General features: G+C 64.9%; 23 protein-coding genes, 1 tRNA gene and 1 pseudogene. 14 read left to right on the top strand and 11 right to left on the bottom strand.

The genetic code is table 11. From position 1 onward, the window contains the following. Positions 1–126: 126 nt before the first annotated feature. The gene (gene rirA, locus EN852_RS07540; RefSeq protein WP_040982432.1) at positions 127–588 is read left to right on the top strand and encodes an iron-responsive transcriptional regulator RirA; all 462 of its coding nucleotides are present in this window, start codon (positions 127–129) and stop codon (positions 586–588) included. Here rirA and EN852_RS07535 read toward each other — a convergent pair. The 5 genes from EN852_RS07535 to hemP are packed head-to-tail and all read right to left on the bottom strand — an operon-like array spanning position 585 to position 4707. Next, a complete protein-coding gene (locus EN852_RS07535; protein WP_127874177.1) occupies positions 585–1373 on the bottom strand; it encodes a heme ABC transporter ATP-binding protein in 789 nt (262 codons plus the stop codon). The genes rirA and EN852_RS07535 overlap by 4 nt on opposite strands. A 7-nt stretch (positions 1374–1380) precedes the next feature. After that, positions 1381–2478 carry an iron ABC transporter permease gene (locus tag EN852_RS07530; protein ID WP_127874178.1) on the bottom strand — a complete coding sequence of 366 codons (1098 nt, stop codon included), beginning with the start codon at positions 2476–2478 and terminating at the stop codon, positions 1381–1383. A gap of 6 nt (positions 2479–2484) precedes the next feature. Further along, positions 2485–3378 carry a hemin ABC transporter substrate-binding protein gene (locus EN852_RS07525; RefSeq protein ID WP_127874179.1) on the bottom strand — a complete coding sequence of 298 codons (894 nt, stop codon included), beginning with the start codon at positions 3376–3378 and terminating at the stop codon, positions 2485–2487. A gap of 11 nt (positions 3379–3389) precedes the next feature. Then, a complete protein-coding gene (locus EN852_RS07520) occupies positions 3390–4451 on the bottom strand; it encodes a hemin-degrading factor (protein ID WP_127874180.1) in 1062 nt (353 codons plus the stop codon). A 49-nt stretch (positions 4452–4500) separates the two neighbouring features. Further along, positions 4501–4707: a hemin uptake protein HemP gene (hemP, locus tag EN852_RS07515; protein ID WP_127874181.1), complete on the bottom strand. Its 207-nt coding sequence runs from the start codon at positions 4705–4707 to the stop codon at positions 4501–4503. A gap of 200 nt (positions 4708–4907) precedes the next feature. On the opposite strand from hemP, the gene EN852_RS07510 reads away from it, so the two are divergent. The 4 genes from EN852_RS07510 to EN852_RS07495 all read left to right on the top strand — a co-directional run bounded on the left by EN852_RS07510 (position 4908) and on the right by EN852_RS07495 (position 9022). After that, positions 4908–7124 carry a TonB-dependent hemoglobin/transferrin/lactoferrin family receptor gene (locus EN852_RS07510; RefSeq protein ID WP_127874182.1) on the top strand — a complete coding sequence of 739 codons (2217 nt, stop codon included), beginning with the start codon at positions 4908–4910 and terminating at the stop codon, positions 7122–7124. A 3-nt stretch (positions 7125–7127) separates the two neighbouring features. Next, positions 7128–7580 (top strand): hypothetical protein, encoded by a 453-nt coding sequence (locus EN852_RS07505; protein ID WP_127874183.1) that lies wholly within the window; start codon positions 7128–7130, stop codon positions 7578–7580. Between the two features lie 139 nt (positions 7581–7719). After that, positions 7720–8655 (top strand): energy transducer TonB, encoded by a 936-nt coding sequence (locus EN852_RS07500; protein WP_127874184.1) that lies wholly within the window; start codon positions 7720–7722, stop codon positions 8653–8655. A 52-nt stretch (positions 8656–8707) separates the two neighbouring features. Beyond that, complete coding sequence (locus tag EN852_RS07495) at positions 8708–9022, top strand: antibiotic biosynthesis monooxygenase (protein WP_127874185.1); 315 nt, start codon at positions 8708–8710, stop codon at positions 9020–9022. Positions 9023–9056: 34 nt separating this feature from the next. On the opposite strand, the gene putA is transcribed toward EN852_RS07495, so the two are convergent. Then, positions 9057–12665 (bottom strand): bifunctional proline dehydrogenase/L-glutamate gamma-semialdehyde dehydrogenase PutA, encoded by a 3609-nt coding sequence (putA, locus tag EN852_RS07490; protein ID WP_127874186.1) that lies wholly within the window; start codon positions 12663–12665, stop codon positions 9057–9059. A gap of 165 nt (positions 12666–12830) precedes the next feature. Between putA and EN852_RS07485 the strand changes: the two genes are divergently transcribed. Continuing rightward, a complete protein-coding gene (locus tag EN852_RS07485; protein WP_126088729.1) occupies positions 12831–13283 on the top strand; it encodes an Lrp/AsnC ligand binding domain-containing protein in 453 nt (150 codons plus the stop codon). Here the strand turns inward: EN852_RS07485 and EN852_RS07480 are convergent. Then, on the bottom strand, positions 13280–14488 hold the full coding sequence (locus EN852_RS07480) for a cytochrome c peroxidase (RefSeq protein ID WP_127874187.1): 1209 nt from the start codon (positions 14486–14488) through the stop codon (positions 13280–13282). The genes EN852_RS07485 and EN852_RS07480 overlap by 4 nt on opposite strands. A 7-nt stretch (positions 14489–14495) precedes the next feature. Continuing rightward, the gene (locus EN852_RS07475) at positions 14496–14939 is read right to left on the bottom strand and encodes a FixH family protein (RefSeq protein ID WP_127874188.1); all 444 of its coding nucleotides are present in this window, start codon (positions 14937–14939) and stop codon (positions 14496–14498) included. A 158-nt stretch (positions 14940–15097) separates the two neighbouring features. Here EN852_RS07475 and EN852_RS07470 point away from each other — a divergent pair, with 158 nt between their 5' ends. Continuing rightward, complete coding sequence (locus tag EN852_RS07470; protein ID WP_127874189.1) at positions 15098–16018, top strand: sugar kinase; 921 nt, start codon at positions 15098–15100, stop codon at positions 16016–16018. Between the two features lie 156 nt (positions 16019–16174). On the opposite strand, the gene EN852_RS07465 is transcribed toward EN852_RS07470, so the two are convergent. From EN852_RS07465 to EN852_RS07455, 3 genes and pseudogenes are all read right to left on the bottom strand, one after another. Continuing rightward, the gene (locus tag EN852_RS07465) at positions 16175–17200 is read right to left on the bottom strand and encodes an aldose epimerase family protein (protein WP_127874190.1); all 1026 of its coding nucleotides are present in this window, start codon (positions 17198–17200) and stop codon (positions 16175–16177) included. A gap of 194 nt (positions 17201–17394) precedes the next feature. Then, positions 17395–18852, bottom strand: coding sequence for an NAD-dependent succinate-semialdehyde dehydrogenase (locus EN852_RS07460; protein WP_127874191.1), 1458 nt, complete (start codon positions 18850–18852; stop codon positions 17395–17397). 311 nt (positions 18853–19163) lie between these two features. After that, a pseudogene (locus EN852_RS07455) lies at positions 19164–20113 on the bottom strand (AEC family transporter). Between the two features lie 156 nt (positions 20114–20269). Between EN852_RS07455 and EN852_RS07450 the strand changes: the two are divergent. The 7 genes from EN852_RS07450 (at position 20270) to EN852_RS07415 (ending at position 26822) form a co-directional block, all read left to right on the top strand. Beyond that, positions 20270–20818 carry a histidine phosphatase family protein gene (locus EN852_RS07450; RefSeq protein ID WP_127874192.1) on the top strand — a complete coding sequence of 183 codons (549 nt, stop codon included), beginning with the start codon at positions 20270–20272 and terminating at the stop codon, positions 20816–20818. 287 nt (positions 20819–21105) lie between these two features. After that, positions 21106–21175: transfer RNA gene (locus EN852_RS07440), tRNA-Ile, on the top strand. A gap of 366 nt (positions 21176–21541) precedes the next feature. After that, positions 21542–22705 carry a slipin family protein gene (locus EN852_RS07435; protein WP_127874194.1) on the top strand — a complete coding sequence of 388 codons (1164 nt, stop codon included), beginning with the start codon at positions 21542–21544 and terminating at the stop codon, positions 22703–22705. 163 nt (positions 22706–22868) lie between these two features. Next, positions 22869–23150, top strand: coding sequence for an acyl carrier protein (locus EN852_RS07430; protein ID WP_127863450.1), 282 nt, complete (start codon positions 22869–22871; stop codon positions 23148–23150). A 55-nt stretch (positions 23151–23205) separates the two neighbouring features. Further along, a complete protein-coding gene (locus EN852_RS07425; RefSeq protein WP_127874195.1) occupies positions 23206–24393 on the top strand; it encodes a beta-ketoacyl-ACP synthase in 1188 nt (395 codons plus the stop codon). Positions 24394–24405: 12 nt separating this feature from the next. Further along, a complete protein-coding gene (locus EN852_RS07420; protein ID WP_127874196.1) occupies positions 24406–25677 on the top strand; it encodes a beta-ketoacyl-ACP synthase in 1272 nt (423 codons plus the stop codon). A gap of 116 nt (positions 25678–25793) precedes the next feature. Next, entirely contained in the window at positions 25794–26822 is a 1029-nt protein-coding gene (locus EN852_RS07415) for a zinc-binding dehydrogenase (RefSeq protein ID WP_127874197.1), read from the top strand. Positions 26823–26833 lie beyond the last annotated feature (11 nt).

Raw genomic sequence — 26833 nt, 5'->3', positions numbered from 1 at the left:
GTCACCATCCCCGCCGGCGCGCACAAAAAGTTGACACGATTATTCAGCTATGTACCGGTCCAGTCTGGAATTGTTCCAAACTATGGGCCATATTCGGCTTTAAGCTAATATTTTCGCGAGGATACCATGCGGCTCACGCGCCAGACCAATTATGCGATGCGCATCCTCATGTACTGCGCCGCAAATACCGACAGGCTGAGCCGCATCCCCGAGATCGCCGCCGCCTATTCGGTGTCGGAACTCTTCCTGTTCAAGATCCTGCAGCCGCTGGTCGAGGCCGGCCTTGTCGAAACCGTGCGTGGCCGCAACGGCGGTGTCAGGCTCGGCCGTCCGGCCGAGCAGATCAGCCTGTTCGATGTCGTGCGCGTCACCGAAGAGAGCTTCGCCATGGCCGAGTGCTTCGAGAACGACGCCGCCGAATGCCCGTTGGTCGACAGCTGCGCCCTGAATTCGGCGCTGCGCGAGGCGCTCAACGCCTTCTTCGCCGTGCTTTCCCGCTACACGATCGCCGATCTGATCGCGGCGCGCCCGAACGTGCGCCATCTGCTCGGCATCGACCTTCTGGAGCAACGCGCCCCGGCGGCCTAAGCCGCCGACTGCGGCAGCACGAACGGCACGCTTCCCGCAGGCAGCGCGCCGACCTTCAGCCTGCAGTCGAACACCTTCTCGATCAGTTCGTCATTGAGCACGTCCGTCGGCGCCCCGGCGGCCGCCAGTTGGCCGCGGGAGAGTATGAAAATCCGGTCGGCATACATGGCTGTCAGATTGAGGTCGTGCAGGATCGCCACGACGCCACCGCCGCGCCGGGCGAAATCGCGGGCGATGTTCATGATGATGAGCTGGTGCTTGACGTCGAGGCTAGAGACTGGCTCGTCGAGGAAGAGATAGCGCGGCCGCCCTTCGAGCACCGGCGCCCAGACTTGGCAAAGCACGCGGGCAAGCTGCACGCGCTGCTGCTCGCCGCCTGAAAGCTCCTGGTAGAAGCGGCCGGCAAAGCCGTCGAGGTCGACACGCGCCAGCGCCCGCTCGGGCAAACGCGCATCCTCGCCGGGCAGCACGCCGGAGCGTCCGCCGATCAGGCCGAGGCGCACGATCTCGCGCACGGTGAAGGGAAAGGACAGCGCCGTGGCCTGCGGCAGCACAGCGCGCAACGTGGCCGCTTCGACCGGCTTCATGGCCGACAGGTCGCGGCCGTTGAGCGTGACGGTGCCGGTATAGGCGAGCTCGCCGGTCAGCGCCTTGAGCAGGGTCGTCTTACCGGATCCGTTCGGTCCGACGATGGCCGACACCTCGCCCGGCCGCGCCGCGAAATCGACATCCGCCACGATGCGCTTGCCGCCGATCGCCACGGAGATGTCGCGCGCTTCGATCATGGCAGGCTCACAGATCAATGACGCCGCGCTTGCGCAGCAGGATCCACAGGAAGAGCGGCGCGCCTGCAATCGCGGTGACGATGCCGATCGGCAGTTCGGCCGGCGCGACGATGGTGCGGGCAACCGAATCGGCGAGCAGCAGCAGCGAGGCGCCGAGCAAGGCTGACGCCGGCAGCAGATAGCGATTGTCCGGTCCGATCGCGAGGCGCAGGACATGCGGCACGACGATGCCGACGAAGCCGATGCCGCCGCTGACGGCGACCGATGCGCCAACCGCGGCCGACACCCCGACGATCGCTATGTATTTCAACCGCTGCACCGAAATGCCGAGATGGCCGGCGGTCGCCTCGCCCAGCGCCAGCGCGTTGAGGCCGCTCGACAGGAACGGCATGGCGGCCAGCGCCAGGATGATCACCGGCCCGACGGTGCCGATCTTCGGCCATGTCGCGCCGGCAAGCGAACCGAGCTGCCAGAAGGTCAGGTCGCGCAACTGCCGGTCGTCGGCCATGAAGATGAGGACGCCGGTCAGCGCCATGGCAAGAGCGCTTATGGCGATGCCGGCAAGCAGCATCGTGGCGACCGACGTCCGTCCCTGGCGCGTGGCGATGGCATAAAGCAGCAACGTCACCGCGAGCCCGCCGAAGAATGCCGCGAGCGGCAAGGCGAGCGTGCCGAACGCAAGCGTGACGGGCGCAAGCCAGGTGGTGCCGAGCACGATGATCGCCACCGCGCCGAGGCTGGAGCCGGCGGAAACGCCGATCAGGCCGGGGTCGGCAAGCGGATTGCGGAACAGGCCCTGCATAACAGCGCCGCAGACGGCGAGCGCCGCGCCGATCAGCACGCCGAGCAGCACGCGCGGCATGCGGATGTCATGGACGATCAGCTGGTCGCGCGCGGCAAGCGCCGCATCCGCCGGCACGGCCCCGGTGAACCAGTCGCGAATGACGCGGACGGCGGAAGCATCGGAAGCGCCCGACGTCAGCGACAGGAACAGGGAAAGGACCAGCGCCAGGCACAAAAGCGCGATGACGAACCTTGCCCGCGCTGAACGATCGCCCTCGGCCGTCATCGCCCTGCCCGCGCCGGCAATGGACTGTTCGGACATCGCCGCTCAGTCCGTGACCTGATTGCCAAAGAGCGAGACGGCAAGATCGTGGATCGCTTCGGCCGTGCGCGGGCCGAAGCCGAGCAGATAGCCGCCCCACATGCTGATCATCTTGCGGTTCGTGCCTGCCGGGGTCGAGGCGACGGCAGGGTTGGCGAACAGCTCCTCTTCCGAGATCGGCGGCCCGCCGCCTTTCATCGTCAGGATGACATCCGGCCTGGCGCTGACGATCGCCTCGTCCGTCATCCCCTTGTAGCCGGAAAAGCCCTCGACCGCGTTGACCGCGCCGGCCAGCCTGATGATGCCGTCGGCCGCCGTGTCGCTGCCCGCGGCAAGGATCTTGCCGCCTTGCGTCGACAGCACGAACAGCACGCGCTTGCGCTCCTTGATGGCGGCCGTCTGCTTTTCCGCCGCCGTCAGCTTCGCGTCCGTCTCCGCGACGAGCTTCTCCGCTTTGGCGTCGACGCCCAGCGCCGTGCCGACGATGCGGATCTTTTCGAGGATGCCCTCATGATTGTAGTGGTCCGGCACCTCGATGAAAGGCACGCTCGACTTCTTCAGCACGTCGACCGCTTCCTTCGGGCCGCTGCCCTGCAGCGCCAGGATTGCGGTCGGGTTGACCGACAGGACGCCCTCGGGCGACAGCGCCCGCATATAACCAACATCCGGCAGCTTCGCCGCCGCCTCGGGATAATCGCTGGTCGAATCGCGGGCGACGAGACGGCCCTCCTCGCCGAGCGCGTAGACGATCTCGGTGATCGATCCGCCTATGGAGGCGATGCGCGAGGTGTCCGAAACAACGGTCGTGCCTTCTTCCGCCCTGACTGGTTGGATGGCGACGGCAAGCAGGACGCCGAGCATCGGCGCAAGCGCCGCGCGGAAATTGAGAACAAAGTGCATTGGGTGCTACCTCATGCAGCGGTCGGGCTGGGGATGCGGGGCAGGTTCTCGGCGAGAAAACGCCAATCTTCCCGCTCGCCTTCGCCTTCATGACGCTTGCCGAAGAACTGGATGATCATGCCGCCTTTGGGGTCATAAGCCTCCAGCGAGGTGACATGGCCGTCCTTGGTCGGCTTGCGCACTGCCCAGACCTCGTGGATGTGGTCGGTCCTCAGATGCAGATGGAAAGTCTCGTCGAGCACGTTGATCCACGGGCCCATCGGCTTGAACGACTTGATCGGGCCCGAATGGATCTGGATGCAGCCGCGATTGCCCACGAAGCACATGATCGGCATCCCGCCTTCCGCCGCGTGGTGGAACATGGCGCTCACCGCATCAGTGTCGAGCAGCCAGGCATAGTCCTGGCCCACCATGCGCACCGCCTCGCGGCGGCTGAGCTTCAGCGTCTTCAGCATGCCGAAGAACTGATGCACGTCGGTCAGCCGGCTCCAGCGGTCGCGCAGATCGTCGGTTGAGGCCTCCGAACCCTGCCCCTCGCCCTCTCCTTCCGCGGCGCTTGGGAGGATCGCGACGGCCGGTTCCTGGTTCGACGATTCGAGGCTCGCCACCAGTTTCTGGTAGGCATAGAGGTTGGAGGCCGGGCGCAGATGCACCTTGTGCACCGCTTCGCCCGCCGCGTCGAAGAATTGCAGGCTGCGGCGGATCTCGCCATCGTCCCGCTTCTCGACGGCGAAGCCATGCGCCCAGACCTTCGGGAAAATGCGCAGGTCGATATTTTCGCCAAGCACCATGGCGTTGTGATTGCCGGTGACGACCTTGTCATAGACGCCGATCTTTTCATGCACGGCGCTTTCGTTGCGGGTCAGCGCCATGACCTCGCCGAGCGCCTCGAGGCCGGTCAGCAGATCATTGACACGCGGCTCGACGCGCACCGCGCTGATGCCGCATTGCGCCGCCACAAGTTCCGCTTCGGAAATGCCCAGTTGCGCCGAGAGATCGCGCTCCCGCATTTTCGGATTTTCTTCTCGCGCCCGCCGGATCTCTTCCGGCGATGGTTTTACGCGCTGGTCCATGTCGTTCACCTGTATTGCCTGATGTTCGTCTCTCGCCCGCCGATTGCGGTCACTTGTTGAGGATCAGCTTTCCCTGGCGGGTGATCTTCAGGCGGTAGAGCGCGCCGTGATGCTCGATGCCGATCTCATGCTCGCCCTGGAACAGCGTGTTGCTGGACAGCGTCCTCACCGCCAGCGGTACCCGTTCGTAAGGCATCTGCGTGTCTTCCGGACGGTGGACGCGGTAGCGGAAATCATTGGGATTGTGCGTGTTCATCGGGTCGGTCCCTGTCCTCTGACGGCCGCCTTGGCCGCAGCTCATAAAATGCCGATTCAATTCTTGACTCGAATAATCATGTTTACTAGTCACTGCATTACCGGAGTAAATGAGTCAACATTTAAGACGCCGGACGTGATCAAAAATGCGAGCGAGCCACTGGCCAGCCAGCTACGAGCCTGAAAATCTGGAGTTGGGGCATGGGGTTGGTGACTTGGGGACGGACGGGCCTGGCGGGCAATAGCGCGGGTCCGGGCTTCCAATCGATGGCATGCGGCATTGCCATCTTGATGGCCGGAGCGGCGGCGATCGCAATCAGCGTATCAGCGGCAAAAGCTCAACAGGCCGTGCAGCCGGCAGCCGACCAGCAGGCCGAGCAGAAAAAGAGGGCTGATGAGAAGGCCGCCGCCGAAGGAACCCTGCTCGACAAGATCCTCGTCATCAGCCGCACCGGCGAAACGGCGATCCAGTCGCTGGCCTCGGCCAGCCATGTCGACCGGGAACAGCTCGACCGCCGCATGGCGACGACGCCGAACGAGATGCTGCTCGGCGTGCCCGGCGTCGCCGTGCAGGCCGACGCGCGGCGTGTCTCTTCGAGCATCAACATCCGCGGCCTGCAGGATTTCGGCCGCGTCGCGGTGATCGTCGACGGCGCTAGGCAGGATTTCCAACGCTCCGACCACGGCACGCAGTCGACCTTCTATGTCGATCCCGAGCTCATCAAGTCGGTCGACGTCATACGCGGTCCGGTCGCCAACACCTACGGCTCCGGCGCCATCGGCGGCGTCGTCTTCTTCGATACCAAGGACGCCGCGGATTTCCTCAGGCCGGAAGAGACCTGGGCCGGCTCGCTGACCGGGCGCTATGAAAGCAACGGCAAGGGGTGGACCACCAGCGCCACCGGCGCCTACAAGATCAACGACAACTGGGATGTTCTCGGCAACATCGTCTACCGCGACTATGGCGACTACAAGAACGGCGGCGGCGACACCGTTGCCGGCACCGGTTTCGATGTGCTGAGCGGCATGCTCAAGACCACAATACGCCCGACCGAGAACAGCGAATTGAAGCTCGGTTGGGTCGGCTCCAAGGACGGCTGGACCGAAACCAGCGGCGGCGTGCCTGCCAACGATGTCGATCTGAAGTCGAACACTTTTACCGCCCGCTACAACATCACCGACGACGCCAAGAGTTGGCTCGACCTGCACATCAACGCCTCCTACAACAAGACCTTGCTCGACCTGACGACGCTTACCGCGCAGAACCGCTTCGATCCGACCACTGGCCTGCCCGTGGTGCTGCCGGCCGGCTCGCTGTCCACCTTCGATGTCGGCACGACCGGCATCGACATCTGGAACACGTCGCGCTTCGAGATGGCGAGCGTCGCGCATGAGCTGACCTATGGCGGCGACTGGGTCGGCGACAATGTCGATACCGGCGGCAGCGCCGGCGGCGACAGCTTCTATACGCCTGGCGGCAAGCGTAACGTCTCCGGCGCCTATATTCAGGACAAGCTGACCTGGGAGTGGCTCGAGGTCATTGGCGGCCTGCGCTACGACAGTTACAGCCTGAAGGACGACACGAACGAGACCTCCGGCGACCGGGTTTCGCCGCGCATCACCGTCGGTGTCTCGCCCTTTGAAACCGTCGGCCTGGCCGGCCTGCAATTCTATGGCACCTATGCCGAAGGCTACCGCTCGCCCTCGCTGACCGAAACGCTGATCAGCGGTAACCATCCCGCCGGCGTCAGCTTCCCGTTCCTGCCCAATCCGAACTTGAAGCCCGAGACCGGCAAGACCGCCGAGTTCGGCGTCAACTACAAGCAGAACGACATCATCGAAGGCGGCGACGCGCTGCGGCTCAAGGCCGCCTATTTCAACAACAATGTCGACGACTACATCGACGGCGTGACGCTCTCGCCCGTCGACCCGACCAGCGGCTGTCCGTTCGGCCCAGGCATTCCGATCTGCTTCCAGTACCAGAACTTCGCCAAGGCCAAGATCAACGGCTTCGAACTGGAAAGCGTCTACGACGCCGGCTGGGGCTATGCCGGCCTGTCGGCCTCCGTCATCAACGGCCACACCATCTCCTATGAAGGCGAGCGGGCCGACCTCGCCACCATCCCCTCCTCGCAGGTGACGGCGCAGCTTGGCCTGCGCTTCCTCGAGGACAAGCTGACTGTCGGCGGCGAGGTGCAATACAACGGCAAGCCCAAGGGCAATCCGGTGGCCAAGGACTTCACCCTGGTCAACGCCTTCGCCAGCTACCAGGCGACGGACAAGCTCAAGCTCGACTTCCGCGCCGACAATCTCTTCGACGTCAAATACACCAACCCGCTCAACGGAAGCACGACCGCAGTTCTCTACGAGCCTGGCGTCACGCTGAAGCTGGCGGCAACCATGCGCTTCGGGGGCTGAGGGATGAAAAGCCCGACGACACCGCTTCGCCTCTTGACCTCGGCGCTGGCGATGTCGCTCGGTCTGGCGCCCGCGTGGGCCCAGTCCGCGCCTGCTCCGGCCCAAGGTGCGGCATTGAGCCTGGAGCTCAACGCCGCACAGCCTTCGGAAAAAGGCTGCCGGCTGACCTTCGTCGTCAACAACGCGCTCGGAACCGACCTGTCGAAGGCCGCGTTCGAGATCGCGTTGTTCAATGAGGCCGGCGTCGTCGACCGGCTCACCGTGCTCGATTTCAAGGACCTGCCCGCCGGCAAGACCAAGGTCACCCGCTTCGACCTTGCCGGCGCCGACTGCGGCAAGCTCAGCCGCGTGCTGATTAACAGCGCGACCGAATGCGCCGGCACCGGCGTCGAGCCGGCCGCCTGCATGCGTGGCCTGAAGACATCTACCAGGACCAGCATCGCTTTCGGGGTCTGAATCGGCCGTGGGGATGGAGCCGGCACTCGCGCGCAACGCCGTTCTCCGGCCTTCGCCTGGAATGCGTGTCGCGCCGTTTGCGGCAACCGATCTTGATTTGACAATTTCCCGCTTGTCGCGGCAGTTTCCGGCCCGCGCCATGCAGGACACCAGCGACATCCCGGATACCGACAGCGTTTTGACGGCCGCTCCCGGCGAGGCGTTGGCCGGATCTCGTCCGCGTGGCGAACATGGCAAGTGGACGATGGCGATTGCCGCCTCATGCCTGGTCCACGGCGCGGTGGCCGCCGCCTTCCTGATCTCGCCGGGCTCGAAGGCCAATCTCCAGGATCCGGCGCAGGCGGAAGGCAGCGATCGATCCGGCGCCAACGTTGCCGGCAGCGCCCTCAACCCTGAGCAGCAGTCGATCAACGTCGCCTTGGTGCCGCCTCCCCGGCCGCCGGCGAAACCGATGCCGCCAGCCGAAAAGGCGCCGCTGGTCAAAGCCGCAAAGCCGCAACCTGCGTCGGAGGCCAGCAAAACTCCGGCGGAGCCTGACATACTGGTGGCGAATGCCCCGCGTGAGGACGCCGACAGTATGGCGCCTGACGCGAAGGCGACCGAACCGGTCACTGTTCAGCATGAAAGCGCCAGCCCTCCGCCCACCCCGGCGCGTCCGCCGGTCCCGACCGTCAGACCCGTTGTGGCCAAATCCCAGGCGCCCGATGTGAAAAGCGGCGCGGCGGATGGCGAAAACCGGGCTGAGCCAACGGCGAGCAAGGGTAAGAAGAACAAGAACGAGGTCGGCAACTCTGCCGAAAACAGCTATCGCGGCGATGTCTTTGCAAGACTCGGCAAGGTCAATCGGACTCTCGCGCCTTCTTTGCAGCTGGCGGCGCGCAACAATGCGGTAGTCGCCTTCGTGGTAGGCAGGAAGGGCAACATAGACGAGTTGCGCATTCTCGAAACCTCAGGATCGGAGGTTTTCGACCAGGCCGCGCTCGGTATCGTGCGCAAGGCGGCTCCCTTCCCTCCAATCCCGCCAGAGGCAGCAAGCCCGAGCTTCGAGTTCGAAATCAATATCGGCCCATTTTGAATAGACGCGGCAACACGGCGTCAGCCATCAGCATCGCCATGAAAGGAAACCAATGTACATCGCCATGAACCGCTTCAAAGTCCAGAGCGGCTCGGAAGAAGCCTTCGAGGACGTCTGGAAGAACCGCGATTCAAGCCTCTCGGAAATGAAAGGCTTCAAGGAATTCCACCTGCTGCGCGGCCCGGTCAATGAGACCGAGGGCTACACGCTCTTTGCCTCGCACACTGTGTGGGCAAGCCAGGAGGATTTCGTCGCCTGGACCAAATCGGAAAATTTCCGCGCCGCCCATCGCAACGCCGGCGGCTCGAAAGTGCATTATCTCGGCCACCCGCAATTCGAGGGCTTCTCGGTCGTGGAAGGCGCCTGAAACGCGCCTTCGATAGATCGTTTTTGGCCTGCACCTAAGCTGCGGCGAGCAGGCTGGCGTTGCCGCCCGCCGCCGTCGTGTCGACGCAGACCGCGCGCTCATGCGCGTAGGCCGCGGGGTTCAGCACTTCGCTGACCAGCGGCACGATCGGCCCGGCGCGGTCGGCGATCACCTTGCGCACGATGCGTGCCGCTTCGGGCGTGCCGGAGAAGGCGACGACATCGACACGCAGTGAGCGCGCCTCGACCGGATCGGGCCGGCCGTCGATGGCCGCGAGCGGCAGGCCCTTGCCGGTCAACGCCGACAGCGCCGCCGGCGCGCCCGGCGCCACGGCAAGCACCGCGTTGCCGGCCGCAAGTGCCTGGATGGTCTGGGAAAGCAGCGTGTCCGCATCCGGACCGAGGCACAGCACCCGCCCGCGCGGCGCGAGCGACAAAGTGTTGGCCTCGCCGGTCGGCCCGGGCAGGTCGACCTGGCCGAAATCGAGGCTGGCCGCGGCAGCGATCGCCGCCGCGCCCTTGCCGCGCAGGTGCTTCCTCAGGATCGCGACGCGATCGGGCCGCGTCGACCAGCCGCCGAGCGTCGGATCCGGCAGATTGTCGGCAAGCTCGGTCGCGGTCACCTTATGGCCGTCGGCAACCTCGGTGCCGGCCTCCGGCCCCTTGCGGAAACGGCGCAGGTAGTGCGGGCCGCCGGCCTTCGGGCCGGTGCCCGACAATCCCTCGCCGCCGAAGGGCTGCGAGCCGACCACGGCGCCGATCTGGTTGCGGTTGACATAGATGTTGCCGGCATGGATGCCGTCGACGAAATGCTGGACGCGGCCCTCGATGCGGGTGTGCAGGCCGAAGGTGAGGCCGTAGCCCTTGCGGTTGATGGCGGCGATCACCTGGTCGATCTCGTCGGCGTCGAAGGTCGCGACATGCAGCACCGGGCCGAACACCTCGCGCTCCATTTCCTCGATGCCTTTGACGCGGAACACATGCGGCGCGACGAAGCGGCCGGAAGCCGGCGCTTCGAGCTTGGCGATCAGCCGGCCTTCCAGCCCCTTTTTCTTGCAATAGTCGCTGATCGAAGCCTGCGCCTCGTCGTCGATCACAGGCCCGACATCGGTCGAGATGGCCCACGGATTGCCGATGTTGAGCGCTTCCATCGCGCCCTTCAGCATCTCCAGCATCTTCTTCTCGACATCCTTCTGGACGTAGAGCACCCGCAGCGCCGAGCAGCGCTGGCCGGCACTCTGGAAGGCGGAAGCGAGGATGTCGCGCACCGCCTGTTCCGGCAGCGCGGTTGAATCGACGATCATGGCGTTGAGCCCGCCGGTTTCGGCGATCAGCATGGCATCAGGCGCCGCGGTCTCGGCCAGTTGCTTCTCGATCAGCTTGGCGACCTCGGTCGAGCCGGTGAAGCACACGCCCGCGATGCGCGGATCGGCGGTGAGGGGCGCGCCGACCGAGGGCCCGTCGCCCGGCAGAAGCTGGATGACATCCTCCGGCACGCCGGCCTCGCGCAGCATCTCGACGGCGCGGAAGGCGATCAGCGGCGTCTGCTCGGCGGGCTTGGCGATGACCGAATTGCCGGTGACCAGTGCCGCGGCAATCTGGCCGGTGAAGATCGCCAACGGAAAGTTCCACGGCGAGATGCAGACGATCGCGCCGCGCGCCTCGGTGCCTGCCTCGGCATTGGCCGCCTCGGCCGCGTAATAGCGCAGGAAGTCGACTGCCTCGCGCACTTCGGCGACGCCGTCGGCCAGCGATTTGCCGGCCTCGCGGGTGGCGAGAGCGAAGAACTCGGCCGCATTGGCCTCGTAGAGGTCGGCGGCGCGGTTGAGGATCGCGGCGCGCTCGGCAACCGGACGCTTCGCCCAGGCGGGCTGCGCGTCGACGGCGATGCGCACGGCGGTCGCCACCTGCTTGGCCGCCGCCTCATGCACGGTGCCGACCACCTCGTCGGGCTTGGCCGGATTGACGATCTGGCGCTGCTTGCCATAGCCGGCCGCGCGCGTGACCGGCTTTGCGTGCCAGCGGTCCGGTCCGGCAAATTCCGCCCTCGCCTTGTCGATGGCCGCGAGCGTCACCGGATCGGTGATGTCGAAGCCTTTCGAGTTGCGGCGCCCGGCGCCGAAGATCGCGGCTGGACGCGCGATTGCCGGGTTGGCCGCCGGCCCTTGCGTCTCGACCGCCGTGAGCGGGTCGCGCGCGATCTCCTCGGGCTCGACTTCCTCGTCGGTCAGTTGGTGCACGAAGGAGGAGTTGGCGCCATTTTCCAGCAAACGCCGGACCAGATAGGCGAGCAGGTCGGAATGCGCGCCGACCGGCGCATAGATGCGGCAGCGCGTGCCTTCGGCCTGCCGCACCGTCTCGTGCAGCGCCTCACCCATGCCGTGCAGGCGCTGGAACTCGAAGGTGTCGCGGTCCTTCGCCATCGACAGGATCGCGGCCACCGTGTGCGCGTTGTGGGTGGCGAACTGCGGATAGATGCGGTCGGTCATCGACAAAAGCTTCTTCGCGCAGGCCAGATACGAAACGTCGGTGTTGGCCTTGCGGGTGAAGACCGGATAGCCGGACAGGCCGAGCGTCTGCGCCCGCTTGATCTCCGTGTCCCAATAGGCGCCCTTGACCAGCCGCACCATGATCCGGCGGTCGTATTTCTTCGCCAGCGCATAAAGCCAATCGATGGCGAAGGCCGCGCGCGGGCCATAGGCTTGGACGACGACGCCGAAACCGTCCCAGCCGCCGAGCTCCGGCTCCGCCAGAACGCGTTCGATGACGTCGAGCGACAGATCGAGCCGGTCGGCCTCCTCGGCATCGATGTTGAGGCCCATGCGCGAATGCCGGGCGGCAAGCGCCAGCGACAGAAGCCGCTCGGCCATCACCGGCAGCATGGTCTCGCGCTGCGCCACCTCGTAGCGCGGATGCAGCGCCGAGAGCTTGACCGAAATGCCGTGATTGTAGCGGATGTCCGGGCCGTTCGACCCGGCATCCAGCGACGAGATCGCATCCGCATAGGCCCGGTGATAGCGCAGCGCATCGGCCTCGGTGCGGGCCGCCTCGCCCAGCATATCGAACGAATAGAGATAGCCCTTCTGCGTCATCGGCCGGCCGCGCTTGACCGCCTCGGCGATGGTGCGGCCGAGCACGAACTGCTCGCCCATCTCGCGCATCGCCGCGGCGACCGCCTTGCGGATCACCGGCTCGCCCAGCCTGCGCACCATGGCGCGCAGCGTGCCTTCGATGCCGCCCTCGCCTTCGTCGAGCACGCGGCCGGTCAGCATTAGCGCCCAGGTCGAGGCGTTGACGAAGATCGAGCTGGAACCGCCCGAATGCGCCGACCAGTCATGCGGCGCGATCTTGTCGGCGATCAAATCGTCCATCGTCTCGGTGTCGGGCACGCGCAGCAGCGCTTCGGCCAGGCACATCAGCGCCACGCCTTCCTTGGTCGACAGCCCATAGGCCGAGAGAAAAACCTCCATCAGCCTGGGGTCGGTCGAGCCGCGCACCGCGCGCACCAGATCGGCGGCGCGGACCGAGATCGCCTTGCGCTCTTCGGCTGACAAGCCCGCCGCCGCCGACAGGCGCTTCACCGCCTCGTCTTCGTCGGGCAAATAATTGGCGCGGATCTGCTGGCGGATGGCGTCGAGCGACATATCGGGTCCATGAAAGCGAGCGTGAGCGAACGGTCTGGCGGTCGCCGGACCGAATGGCGCAAGCTAGCACAGTCGCGAAATTTCAGTCGGTCCAAAGAAATCGACAAGATAGTCCGATCGATCTATCATATGGGCACCATTTGCATGTTTTTGACTGCCAAATCCGTGACCGAAGACCAATTGGACCGCATCGACCGAAATATCCTGTCCGCGCTCGGGCGCGACGGCAGGCTTTCGATGTCGGAACTGGCTTTGAAGGTTGGCCTGTCGAAGACGCCGGTGCAGGCCCGTGTGAAACGACTTGAGAAAGACGGCTATATCAGGGGCTACCGCGCGATCATCGACCGCGAACGCATGGGCGAAGGCCATGTCGCTTTTGTCCAGGTGAAGCTGTCGGACACGCGCTCGGCGGCGCTCGACGCCTTCAACCGCGCGGTGCAGGGCGTGCCGGAGATCGAGCAATGCCACATGATGGCATCGAGCTTCGATTATCTGTTGAAGGTCCGCACCACCGACATCGCCGCCTATCGCCGGGTGCTTGGCGAGCGCATCTCGGCACTCCCCCACGTCGCGCAGACCTCGACCTTCGTGGCGATGGAGACGGTCAAGGATCGTTAGTCCGATAGCGTCTTGAGGAACGCCACCAAGGCCGCGCGCTCGCGATCGGACAGGTCGAGCCGGTGCACTTCCGATACGCCTTCGACGCTGGGCGGCGCCTTCGAATAATGCGCCACGACCTCGTCGAGCGTCGAGAACTGGCCGGCATGCATGTAAGGTGGGCGATCCGCCGCGCCCCTGAGCGACGGCGTCTTGTAGGCGCGCATGATTTGCGGACCGTCCTTGACCATGAAGCGCAGCTCGCGGCAGGCGCTTTCGTCGCCGTCGCGGAACTTGCCGAAGCAGTTGAACGGGTCGGCCTGGACCTGCGCCACCGCATCGACCCGCCCGCGGTCCGGCGGCAGGCCTTCGACGGGCGGTACGCCGGTGTTGTGGAAGGCGTTGTCGGTGAAGCGCGGACCATTGTGACAGGTCACGCAATTGGCCTTGCCGATGAACAGTTTCAGCCCGAGGATCTCTTCCGGCGAGAAAGCCGCGTCCCCTTCGGGTTTGGCGCCGGTCGCGAGATCGATGGCGAAGCGGTCGAATCGCGTCTGCTGAGGTTCGATCGACCGCTCGAAGGCGGCGATCGCCTTGCCGATATTTGCATAGACGCGGTTGACTTCATCTTGCTGAGCGGCGGGCATCGCGTTCCAAGCCGCTTTCTCGGCATCGGTGCCCAACGGGCTGGCATTGGCCGGCACGGTGGAAAGATCCGCCAGCGGCCCGAAGATGCGCTCATATCGCTCGCTGAATCGCTTCTTGATGTAATGCGCAAAGGCAGCCCGGTTGCCGGCCTGCTCCAGCGGGTTTTCAAGCGGCGTCAGCGCCTGCGCCCACAGGCTGTCGCGCCTGCCGTCCCAGAAGAACCACGGATTGCGCGCCACGCCCGCCAGCGGCATGGTGCGGCGGTTGGTACGGCCGACGCCGACCGCCTGCGGCAGGTCGTCCTGGAACTGCCGGTCGATCTTGTGGCAGGTCGAGCAGGACACCGTGCCGTCACGGCTCATGCCGGCATCGAAGAACAGCGTCGAGCCGAGCGCGGCAGCCGCCGGCATATCCGCATACTGGTTCGTGGTGTCGGGTTTCAATGACGGCAGCGTATTCAGCGCCAGTGAGGCGATGGTCTTCTTCTCGGCATCGCTGAACTGCGGCTCGCCGCAGCCACCCAGCAAGGCGAGAGCAGCCAAAGCCAAAAGACATGCGACGCTCGTCAGACGCCCCATCGCCCGCTCACAGCACGATGTTGAAGACGACGGAATCGGAACCCGCCGCCGCCGAGATACCGAAGTGCAGCTGCCACCACCCGCTCATGGTGAATTTCACGCCGTCGATGCGGTAGCGCCCCTCGCCAAGATAATCGGTCGCCTGCGGACTGGTCGGCAGGCCATGATTGTGCTGCGGCATGCCGCCGGAAACGGTGATCGCCGCCCCCTCCACCGGCGCGCCGGCGGCGGTCTTCAGCGTCAGCAGCCAGGATTGCAGCTCGCCCTGCCGGATGACGCCACGCTCCGGCTCGAAGCTCGCGACGAACAGCCCGTTCGCCGTCTTCTTGGAGCGCGACAGGTCCGGACCGGACGCCGAATGCGGCAGCGTCAGATAGACGGCGGCCACGATGCCGACCAGCAGTGCGGCCAGGCCGAGCCCCGCAAGGATGTAACGCCATATCGATGCCAAACCCGTTCCTCTTCGGCTGCTAACGTCGCGGGCCGCTCGCCGCGTCCCGCCCTGCCTGTGGGAAATCGTTTCTGGCGCAAAATTCGCCGGCAGCCAAGCATGGCGCTGCCGGCCGCAAAAAGCTACAGCAACAAGACCTTAAGAAGGATAGAACCCACATGGCCGCCAAGGGTATCGCGTCGATCGGCGAATGCATGATCGAATTGTCGGGACAGACCGGCGACAGCTGGCGCATGGGCTTTGCCGGCGACACCTTCAACACGCTGTGGGCATTGCACGCGCTGAGCCCGGAGCGCCCCGCGACTTATGTCTCGGCCTTCGGCGATGATCCCTTCTCGCGCGACCAGATCGCCTTCTTCGCCCGGAACGGCATCGGCATCGGCAACAGTCCGCTCATTGCCGGCGCGCGCCCCGGCCTTTACGCCATCACGCTCACCGGAGCCGAACGCGCCTTCACCTATTGGCGAAGCGACGCGGCAGCGCGCCAGCTCGCCTCCGATCCGGCAGCGCTGGCGAAAAGCCTTGAAAACCAGGCGCTTGTCTATTTTTCTGGAATCACCCTGGCAATTCTGAACGAGGCCGCGCGGAAAACCCTCCTTTTCGCTGTGGCGACTGCCCGCAAGGCCGGCGCGCTCGTCGCTTTCGACCCGAACTACCGGCCGCGTCTGTGGCCGAGCCGCGAGGCAGCCCAGACAGCGATCCTGGAGGCGCTTGCCGTTACCGACATCGCGCTGCCGACCTTTCCGGACGAGCAGATGCTGTTCGGGGATCCGACGCCGCAGGCGACCGCCCACCGCCTCGGCAGGTTGACCGGCGAGGTCGTGGTCAAAAATGGCGAGCAGCCGGCCTTGATCGCGCTGAACGGCGCTTCACAATTCGTTGACGCGGTGCATGTTGCCACCCCTGTCGACACGACCGGCGCGGGCGACTCCTTCAACGGAGGCTATCTTGCTGCCCGGCTTGCCGGCCATGCACCCGCCGACGCGGCGCGCCGCGCGCACAAAGTCGCCGCCGCGGTTGTGCAGGTTCGCGGTGCGCTTGCCCCGTTTGAGACGTTGAGGGCTGCGTTCGACAGCTAGGACCTGTCAGATTTAGGTCAGGCCGAGTCGGAGTCGAAGACGGGCGCGAAGCGACCAAACTGGGTGGCATCCGAGAACCGGAGCGGAGCGTACTTAGAGTACGTGAGCACCGGAAGCGCAGGAAGCCGCCATTTGCAGGCCGGCCTCACCTAAATCCTAGGGCAGCCGGAACCGGTATTCGGTGACCTGATGATAGATTTGCCCGGGCCACAGCGTCGCCTGCGGGAAATAGGGCCGGTTCGGCGCGTCCGGCCAGGTCTGCGCTTCAAGGCAGAGGCCTGAGAACGCCTTGTAATGGCGGCCGTCGAGCCCCGGCGATGTCGGCGCGACATACTGCCCGCTATAGAGCTGCAGTCCGGGCTCGGTGGTCCAGACTTCCATCTCGACGCCGGAATTGGCGCCCTGCACCCATGCCGCCTGGTGCAGCGGTCCGCGGCTGGCGGCGAGGCAGTAATTCAGGTCGTATTGAAGCTGCTCGCCTTCCATTTCCATGCGCAGCGCCCGCGCCTGGCGGAAGTCGAAAGGCGTGCCGTCGACCGGCTTCACGACGCCGGTCGGGATCATCTCGTCATCGACGGGCGTGTAGGCGCCGGCGTTGAGCATCAGCCGGTGGTCGAGAATGTCGCCGGCCCCGCCATCGTCGAGATTGAAATAGGAATGCTGCGCCAGATTGCAGAGCGTCGGCTCCTCGCAAGTCGCGGTCAATTCCATGCTGAGCGTGCCAGGGATCTTCAGCCGGTAGGTGCAGGTGACATCCAGCGCCCCCGGGAATCCCATCGCGCCGTCCGGGTCGTGCAGGGTCAGCGTCACGAAATCGCGGCCATGCAGCGACACGGTCCATGGCCGGTGGAAATAGCCTTCCGAGCCGCCATGCAGCGTGTGCTTGCCGAGAAAATTCTGCTCGGTCTGGTAGCGGTTGCCGGCGATCGTGAAGCGGCCGCCGCCGATGCGGTTGGCGAAGCGGCCGACGACCGCTCCGAAGAAGGCGCGGTCGGTCTCGTAAGGTTCGAAGCGGTCGTAGCCCAGCACCAGCGGCGCATCGTGGCCGGAAAGACGCAGATCCTGGACGATCGCGCCGAGCCCGATGATGTTGGCGGTGAGCCCGCCTCCCCGGATCGTAAACCGGCGCACGGCCTCGCCCGCCTGTGTGGTGCCGAAGACCTCGCCGTCCTTCATCGCCATGCCCGAAAATGTAAGTTGTCGATCAATGGATTTAGGCCGGCGATGGATGATCCGGCAAGGGCAGGCTCAGGCAATTCCAGGTGTCTGACTGTTTTTCGCCCCGGATTTCGCCGAACCAGACAGATAGAGCCGCCCATCGTTTCAGTGAAACGACGGACGACTCTTCAAACCTATCCAGGTACGGCCGGTCGATATCAGAGCCCCAAGCCGCCGAAGCAGGCGTATTTGGTGTCGAGATAGTCCTCGATGCCCTGATGCCCGCCTTCGCGGCCGAGGCCGGATTCCTTGACGCCGCCGAAGGGCGCTTCCGGCGTAGTGATCAGGCCCTCATTGACGCCGACCATGCCGTATTTCAGGCCTTCCATGACCCGGAAGGCGCGGCCGAGATTGCCGGTATAGAAATAGGCAGCGAGGCCGAACTCGGTGTCGTTGGCCAAGGCCACCGCCTCTTCCTCGGTCTCGAACTTGAACACGGGCGCGATCGGCCCAAAGATCTCTTCCTTCATGAAACGCATGTTCGGCGTTGCACCGGAAATGACGGTCGGCTGGAAGAACGAGCCGCCAAGCGCATGGCGCTTGCCGCCGGCGACGACCTTGCCGCCCTTGGACGTGGCGTCGGCGATGAATTCCTCGACCTTCTCGACCGCCTTCTCGTCGATCAGCGGTCCCTGCTGCACGCCTTCCTCGAGGCCCGAGCCGACCTTGAGGTTGTTGCTGGCGGCGGCAAGCTTCTCGACGAACTGGTCATAGATGCCGGCCTGGACGAGGAAGCGGTTGGTGCACACGCAAGTCTGGCCGGAATTGCGGTATTTGGCGGTGATGGCGCCGGTCACCGCGCGGTCGACATCGGCGTCGTCGAAGACCAGGAACGGCGCGTTGCCGCCGAGCTCCATCGACACTTTCTTGACCGTTGAGGCCGACTTCTGGATCAGGATCTTGCCGACCTCGGTCGAGCCGGTGAAGGTGATCTTCTTGACCAGCGGATTGGTGCAGAGCTCGTCGCCGATCTCGCCGGCCGAACCGGTGACGACGTTGACGACACCCTTCGGGAAGCCGACTTCCTCGGCGAGCGCACCCCAGGCGAGGCCTGAATAAGGCGTCTGCGAAGCGGGCTTCACCACAGCGGTGCAGCCGGCGGCCAAGGCCGGGCCGATCTTGCGGGCGAGCATCGAGGACGGGAAATTCCACGGCGTGATGGCGGCGATGACGCCGACCGGCTCCTTGGTCACCAGGATGCGGCGGTCGCCCCAGGGCGAGGGCACGATGTCGCCATAGACGCGGCGGCCTTCCTCGGCGAACCACAGGATGTAGGCCGCGGACGAGCCGATCTCGCCCTTGGATTCGGTGAGCGACTTGCCCTGCTCGATGGTGAGCAGCTCGGCCAGCACGTCCTGATTGTCCATCATCGCGTCATGCAGCTTGCGCAACAGCTTCGAGCGCTCGAGCGCGGTGGTCTTGCGCCAGCTCTTGAAAGCTTCCTCGGCCGCCTCGATGGCGCGGCGGGTCTCGGCCTTGCCGGCCTTCGGCACAGTGCCGATCTTCAGGCCCGTCGCCGGATTGTTGACGTCGATGGTCTGGCCGCTGTCGGCCTGCACCCATTCGCCATTGATGAGATTGGCCTGGCGCATGAAATGGCTGGTTTTCTGAAGCATGGTCTGGCCTCCGTTCGGCGCGCTGATCGGCCGTTTTCTGGATATCCGTTGAAGCGTGCTTCAAGTGCCGCACGCCGGCGCATTGCTCTTACCTAGGGAAAGGCAGGCAAGCAATCACAAGATGGCATATAGGGGTTGGGCCAGCAAAGGCGAGCGCCTCAATCGCTGGCAGGGATGTTGAGATTCAGGTCAGGCCGAGCCGAAAACAGCGATTTTCGAGAACCGGAGCGGAGCGTACTTAAAGTACGTGAGCACCGGAAGCGCAGGAAATCTCTGTTTGCAGGCCGGACTCACCTGGAGAACGACATCCCTTATCCGAAGACGTGGATGACGACCGTCAGCCAGAATGACGTGGTCACCACCGCGCTTGCCGTGGCAAGCGTCATCTGGTTCGAGGCCAGCGCCTGGCCGGTGTTGAACTGGACGGCGATGAGGTAGGAATTGATGCCTGAAGGCAGCGCCGCAACCACCACCGCGACTTTGGCCGTCAGCGGCGGCAGGCCGAGCAGCCAGACGAAGACCAGCACCAGCGCCGGCATCAGGAACAGCTTCAGCCCCGATAGCGCCAGCGCCGGCCGGATGTTGCCGGAGATGCCGAAGCGGCGCAGGCTGAGCCCATGGCGAACAGCGCCACCGGGCCTGCCGTATCGGCAAGCGTGTCGACCAGCCGCTCGACGAGGTCCGGCAGCGGCGCGCCGGTGAGGCGCCAGGCCAGCCCCGCCAGGATGCCGATGATCAGCGGATTGATGAACAGGCGCCTGAGGAAGCTTTTGACGACGCGCAGCGGGTGGACCGTCTCGCCGCTGCCGCGTCCGAACATCTCGAACAGCACGATCGAGGCCATCATCATGATCGGCAGGTGGATCGAGACCAGCAGCGACAGCACCTCGAAGCCGCTGGCGCCGAATATGCCGAGGATGAAGGGCGCTCCGAGCAGCACGACATTGGAATAGGCCGAGGAAACGCCGCCGACGATGCCGGCCCGGGCATCCCGACCGAAGACACGCGTCGTGACCAGATGGCCCGCGGCCCAGGTGACGGCGACAGCCGCGAAATAGGCACCCCACAGCGACCATGGCGCCACACCATGGAAATCCGACTTGACCATGGTTTGGAACAGAAGCAGCGGCATCGCCACGTTGACGGCGAACTCAGAGATACCCTCTCCGCTCGCCGGCTTCAGATAGCCGGTCAGCCCGGCCAGATAGCCGAGCGCCACAAGACTGAAGACGAAGAGGACGGTTTCGGTGAGCGGAGTCATTTTGCGGGCGGAGACATTTTTCCCGTGATAGGCGAGCCCCGACCGCGGTGCAATTGGCGCCGCGCGCCTATCTCCTGCGCCTGCGCTTGTTTTCCGGCCGGCTTTGCGGTCCCTATATGCCAATCACGGCCCGCCCGGGCCGCCATAGGACTTCAAATGCTGCGACTTGTTCTGGCGCTTTTTCTGCTTGCTGTTCCGAGCCTTGCCCACGCGACCGACGCCGGCTGGGCGCTGCTGCGCGACGGCGGCCATGTCGTGCTGCTTCGCCATGCCTTTGTCACTGGGGCGACCGACCCGGCGAATTTCGACATCGGCAATTGCGCGACCCAACTTAACCTGTCGGAGCGCGGCAAGCAGGAGGCGAGCCGCATCGGCGCACTGTTCGCGGCGCGCGCAGCACCCATCGACCACGTGCTCTCCAGCCGCTACTGCCGTTGCCTCGACACTGCCCGCATCGCTTTCGAATCCGAGCCGCAGCCCTTCGCGCCCCTCGACCTGCTGAAGACCGACCCGGCTGAGAAAGCCGCCCAGATGGCGGCAATCATGAAGGAGATCCGCGGCTATTCAGGCTCCGACAATCTGGTGCTGGTCACGCATCTCGAAAACATCGAAGCGCTTACCGGCGTGGCGCCGCGCGAGGGCGAGGCCGTGGTGGTGGCGCCGGACGGCGACGGCCTCAAGGTGCTGGGACGCGTGACTTTCTGAGCTGTGGCGGCAGCCAGTGTTGCCGAAATACAACTCCCGGAAGAAGCCGCAAATTCGCTGTGACAATGCCGCTTGCGACAACCCGTCGCAGGGTCTATAGGCGCGCTCCCGGTCACGAAAACCGAAGCGAGCACAACGGTTGGAGCTTCTGCCTCCGCCCGCGCAGGCGGCTTTGCCGCACTGTGTACGGCGCCGTTTCGGGATAGGGATTGCGGGTGTAGCTCAGAGGTTAGAGCGCCGGATTTGGGTCCGGAGGTCAGGGGTTCGAGTCCCCTCATCCCACCACGGATAGCTCAGGTTGGGTAGAGCATCAGACTGATAATCTGACGGTCGAAGGTTCGAATCCTTCTCCATTGGCCTCGAAAGCCAGCACCCTCTCACGGTGTTATTCGAAAAAACGGTCCGGGGACCGGAATGCGAGGACTTCACGAACGGCAGGGCTTCGACTCTCCGGGCGGCGATGTCCTGCGCCATCGGCTCGCGGCCAGGCCCGCGGTGACGATCAAGGCGCGGCGCGGCCGGCAAGGGAAGCTTCGGCTTCCGGCGCCCGCTTCGCCGCCCCGCGATCCGCTCCCGAAGGCCCGCCACGCGCCGATGCCACCGGTCTCCGGATCATTCGTGCCCAGGAACATGAAGTACGACGACGTGAAACGAGAAACGAAAAGGATGATCGACGCATGCCGTGACGCCTCGCATGGGGCCATGCCCGACAGGAGTAAGACAATGAAGACCATTCTCGAAAAGCTTCTTGGACGCCAGCGCGTCCTCGTAAAGGAAAATGAGCGTGCCGTCGCCCTCTACAAGGGCGAGATCCAGGCTGTCCTGATGCCGGGCGAACATTGGCTCGCCAACCGGCGCGGCAACCTGGAAATCTCCAGGCACGACCTGAAGAACCCGGAATTCGTTTCGGCTTACGAGAAGGCATTGTTCGACAAGCTCCCGGACGTGGCCGCGCGTCACTTCACCGTCGTCCGCACCGGACGCATGGAGATCGCCGTGGTCGAGCGTGACGGCGCGCTGCATTCCGTGCTGTCGCCGGACCGCAAGCTTGTGCTGTGGACGGATGCCGGTCCGTGGAAGGTCACGACCGTCGACACGGCGGCCGACCTCGCCATCGATCCGGCGCTGATGCGCCGGCTCGGCCAGGCCCGGAAGACGGAACACATGTTCCTCAACCCGGTCGTGGACGGTCAGGTCGGTCTGCTCTTCGTGGATGGTGTGCTCGTTCGCACGCTTGAAGCGGGCGTGCATGCCTTCTGGAATGTCGGGCGCATGGTCCAGGTCAAGGTCGTCGACATCAAGCGCCAGTCGCTCGATGTCGCCGGGCAGGAAGTGCTGACCAGGGATCGCGTGACGATCCGCGTCAACATCGCCGCCGAATACCGGGTCGTCGACCCGGTCAAGGCGGTGAGCACGGTGAAGGACTTCTCGGAAGCCCTCTACCGCGCCCTGCAGTATGCCTTCCGCAAGACGCTTGGCGCGCTCACGCTCGACCAGATCCTCGACAAGAAGGTCACGGTCGACGAGGACGCGGCGGCCAAGGTGCGCGACGACATGGCCGCGATCGGCGTCGAGGTCAGCGATATCGCTCTCAAGGATGTGATCCTGCCAGGCGATATGCGCGAGATCCTCAACCAGGTGGTTTCGGCCGAGAAGCAGGCCGAGGCCAACGTCATCCGCCGCCGCGAGGAGACGAACGCCACGCGTTCGCTGCTCAACACGGCCAAGGTGATGGCCGAGAACCCGGTGATGCTGCGGCTGAAGGAGCTCGAAGCTCTCGAAGCCATCGCCGGCAAGGTCGAGCGGCTCACCGTCCACAACGGAACGGGCGGGCTGCTCAATGACCTGGTCTCAAGCTCCGCGAATAGCGGGATTGACGCAGCGTAAGATGAGAAGGGCCGCCGGTTCGAACGGCGGCCCTTCTTGCCTTCCCACAACCCGCTACCCATCTGCCCCCGGCGCATCAGGCCTTTTCCTGCCGGGAAAAACCGATTAGACAGCGCCCAAACAAGATGCGGACAGATTCCGCCCGCAACCGAAGGAAGAGCCCTTGTCCACCACGTTCGAGAAAGTCGCCAAGATCATTGCCGACACCAGCGAGATCGATATCGACACCATCACGCCCGAGAGCCACACCATCGACGATCTCGGCATCGACAGCCTCGATTTCCTCGACATCGTCTTCGCCATCGACAAGGAATTCGGCATCAAGGTGCCGCTCGAGAAGTGGACGCAGGAGGTCAATGACGGCAAGGCTTCGACCGACGACTATTTCGTCATGAAGAACCTGTGCGCCAAGATCGACGAGCTGGTCGCGGCCAAGGCCGCCTGAAGCGGCTCGGGCGCGGTCTTGACGCGCCCTGCCAGCTGACCCACAACAGCCGCCCATGAGTTCCCACGACGTCGTCATCACCGGCATCGGCCTTGTCTCTTCACTGGGAGAAGGGCCTGACGCGCACTGGCAGAAGCTGACGCGGCCCGGTTTCCAGCCGGTGCTCGAGGCCGAACGCTTCGCCCCTTACACCATCCATCCCCTGCCCGAGATCGACTGGAACCTACAGATTGCCAAGCGCGGCGACCAGCGCCAGATGGAAACCTGGCAGCGCCTCGGCACCTATGCCGCCGGGCTCGCGCTGGACGATGCGGGCATAAAGGGCAATGACGAGCTTTCCACGACCATGGACATGGTGGTGGCGGCCGGCGGCGGCGAGCGCGACGAGGCCGTCGATGCAGCGATCCTTGCCGCTTCCGAAAACCGCAACGATCGCGACGTGCTGCTCAACGAGAAGCTGACGACGGAATTGCGGCCGACTTTGTTCCTCGCGCAGCTCTCCAACCTGCTCGCCGGCAACATCTCGATCGTCCACAAGGTCACCGGTTCGTCGCGCACCTTCATGGGCGAGGAAGGCGCCGGCGTTTCGGCTGTCGAGACGGCGGCTGCACGCATCCGCTCGGGACAGTCGACCCATGTGCTGGTCGGCGGCGCCTTCCAGACCGAGCATTCCGACATGCTGCTCGGCTATGAGCTCGCCGGCTACCTGCATCGCGGCCCGTGGAAACCAGTCTGGCAGCGCCAGGGCTCTGAGGGCGGCGGCGTGGTCACCGGTTCGGGCGGCGCTTTCCTGGTGCTGGAGCAGCGCGAGCACGCGGAAAACCGGGGCCGCAAGATCTACGCCGAGCTCGGCCCCGTAGTCTCCGGCCGCGCCAGGCGCCGGCGCGGCGAACTGAATGCCGCAATCGCCGCATTGCTCAAGCAGGCCGCCCTTCCCGACGGCGACCTGCTGACGATTTCCGCCGCCTCTGGCGCCCATGCGGCCACCGCGGCCGAAAAAGCGGTACTCGACGCCAACCCGGCTTTGGCCGTGCGCGCCTTCTCGACGCTGACCGGCCATATGAAGGAGGCGCAGTTTCCCTTCGCCGTAGCGCTCGCCGCGATGGCCGTCGACCGTAAGGCCGGCTACCCTGTCTTCGATGCAACAGTCGAACGCCCATTCGAAGGCACACCGACTTCCGTCCTTGCAACCGCGATCGGCTATCACCAATTCGAGGGCCTTGGGCTGGTTAAGGCCGCTTAGAAAGAAAGAATCATGGCCAATCTCCGCGACCACATGGGCAGGCCGATCGTCGCCGTGACCGGCATCGGCGTGGTGACCTCGCTCGGCGTCGGCAAGAAAGACAACTGGGCGGCGCTGACCTCGGGCAAATCCGGCATCCATCCGATCACCCGCTTTCCGGTCGATCAGCTCAACACCCGCATTTCCGGCATGGTCGACTTCCTGCCGTCGAGCTCGAAGGGCGCAAGCCACCTCACTTACGAACTGGCCGAGACCGTTGCCCAGGAAGCCGTATCGGAAGCAGGCCTCGATTCCGGCGATTTCGGCGGCCCGCTGTTCCTTGCCTCGCCGCCGGTCGAGCTCGACTGGGCCGACCGTTTCTCGCTCTACAATTCCGACAAGAAGGATGGCGGTTCCGAGAGATTGCTGCGCGTCGCCCGCGCGTTGAAGGAGCTCGACATCTTCGAAACCACCCAGTTCGGCTCGATCGCCGACCGCCTGGCCGACCGCTTCGGCACGCGGGGCCTGCCGATCACGCTCTCTACCGCATGCGCCTCCGGCGCCACCGCCATCCAGCTTGGCGTCGAGGCGATCCGGCGCGGCGAATGCGACAAGGCGCTGTCGATCGGCGCCGACGGCTCGGCGACCGCCGAGGCCCTGATCCGCTTCTCGCTGCTCTCTGCCCTTTCCACCCACAACGACATCCCGGAAAAGGCGTCGAAACCCTTCTCCAAGGATCGCGATGGCTTCGTGCTCGCCGAGGGGTCGGGCGCGCTGGTGCTGGAATCGCTGGAAGCCGCGCTGGCCCGCGGCGCGACGATCCTCGGTATCATGCGCGGCTGCGGCGAAAAGGCCGACGATTTCCACCGCACCCGCTCCAAGCCAGATGCGTCACCGGCGATCGCGGCGGTGCGCGCCGCCCTTGCCGATGCGGGCATGAGCGAGGACGAGATCGAGTATGTCAACGCGCACGGCACCTCGACCCCGGAAAACGACAAGATGGAGCATCTGTCGCTGTCCACCGTGTTCGGCGAGCGTATCGGCTCGATGCCGGTCTCGTCCAACAAGTCCATGATCGGCCACACGCTGTCGGCCGCTGGCGCAGTGGAGGCCGCCTTCTCGCTGATGACCATGCGCGAAAGCGTCATCCCGCCGACCATCAATTACGACAATCCGGATCCGGCTATTGTCCTCGACGTCGTCCCGAACCAGAAGCGCAACGCCGAGGTCGGCACGGTTTTGTCGAACTCCTTTGGCTTCGGCGGCCAGAACACCTGCCTTGTCATGGCGCGGGAACCGGTCTAAGCGGACGTTTTTCCGCCAATGCATGTCGCGCAAAAGTGAAATCGGTTTTGCGACAACGACATGCATAACAAAGAACCTAAAGCGCATTGCGCTTTAGAACCGAACTGACAGGCCCTATGCGCGCATTGCAACTTATCGAGGACCGCCGTCTTGAAACGGTGGACCTGCCGCCTCCCCCGCCGCCTTCGCTCGGCGAAGTGACGCTGCGCATCAAGGCGGTGGCGCTCAACCACATCGACGTCTGGGGTTGGCGCGGCATGGCCTTTGCCAAGCGCAAGCTGCCGCTGGTCGTCGGCGCCGAAGCCGCCGGCGAGGTCGAAGCGGTCGGCCCTGGCGTCTCCAACCTCCAGCCCGGACAGTTGGTCTCGATCTACGGCGCGCGCACCTGTGGGCTGTGCCGTGCCTGTCGCGAAGGCCGCGACAATCTCTGCGAGCACGTTTCCGGCGTGCACGGCTTCCATCTTGATGGCTTCGCCCAGGAAAAGATTAACCTGCCGGCGCGCCTGCTGGTACCCGCTCCTCCCGGCGTCACCGAGATCGGCGCGGCGGTCGCGCCCGTGACTTTCGGCACGGTCGAGCACATGCTGTTCGACAACGCCAAGCTGGAACCTGGCGAGACCATTCTCGTCCATGCCGGCGGCTCCGGCATCGGCACCGCCGCCATCCAGTTGGCCAAGAAGATGGGCTGCACAGTCATCACTACGGTCGGCTCGAACGACAAGATTGACAAGGCGAAGGCGCTCGGCGCCGACCATGTCATCAACTACCGTGAGGACCGTTTCGAAGGCGTCGTGCGCAAGCTGACGAAGAAGAAAGGCGTCGACGTCGTCTTCGAGCATGTCGGCGCCGACACCTTCGCCGGCTCGATGCTGTCCCTGAAGCGCGGCGGGCGCCTCGTCACCTGCGGTTCGACCTCGGGCGTGTCGACGCAGGTCAATTTGATGCAGCTTTTCCAGCAGCAGCTGAAGCTGCTCGGTTCCTTCGGCTGCCGCATGGAGAACATGGCCAACGCCATGCAGAAGATGGCCGCCGGTCTTGTCGCCCCCGTCATCGATACCGAGGTGGGTTTCGACGGCATCGATGCGGCGCTGAAGCGCATGGAAGGCCGCGACGTCTTCGGCAAGATCATCCTGCGCGTTTCCTAAACAGGGAAGGT

This window comes from Mesorhizobium sp. M2E.F.Ca.ET.209.01.1.1 (genome assembly GCF_004010375.2).
In the GTDB taxonomy this organism is placed as follows: domain Bacteria; phylum Pseudomonadota; class Alphaproteobacteria; order Rhizobiales; family Rhizobiaceae; genus Mesorhizobium.
This window is presented reverse-complemented; position numbering and strand designations above follow the sequence as displayed.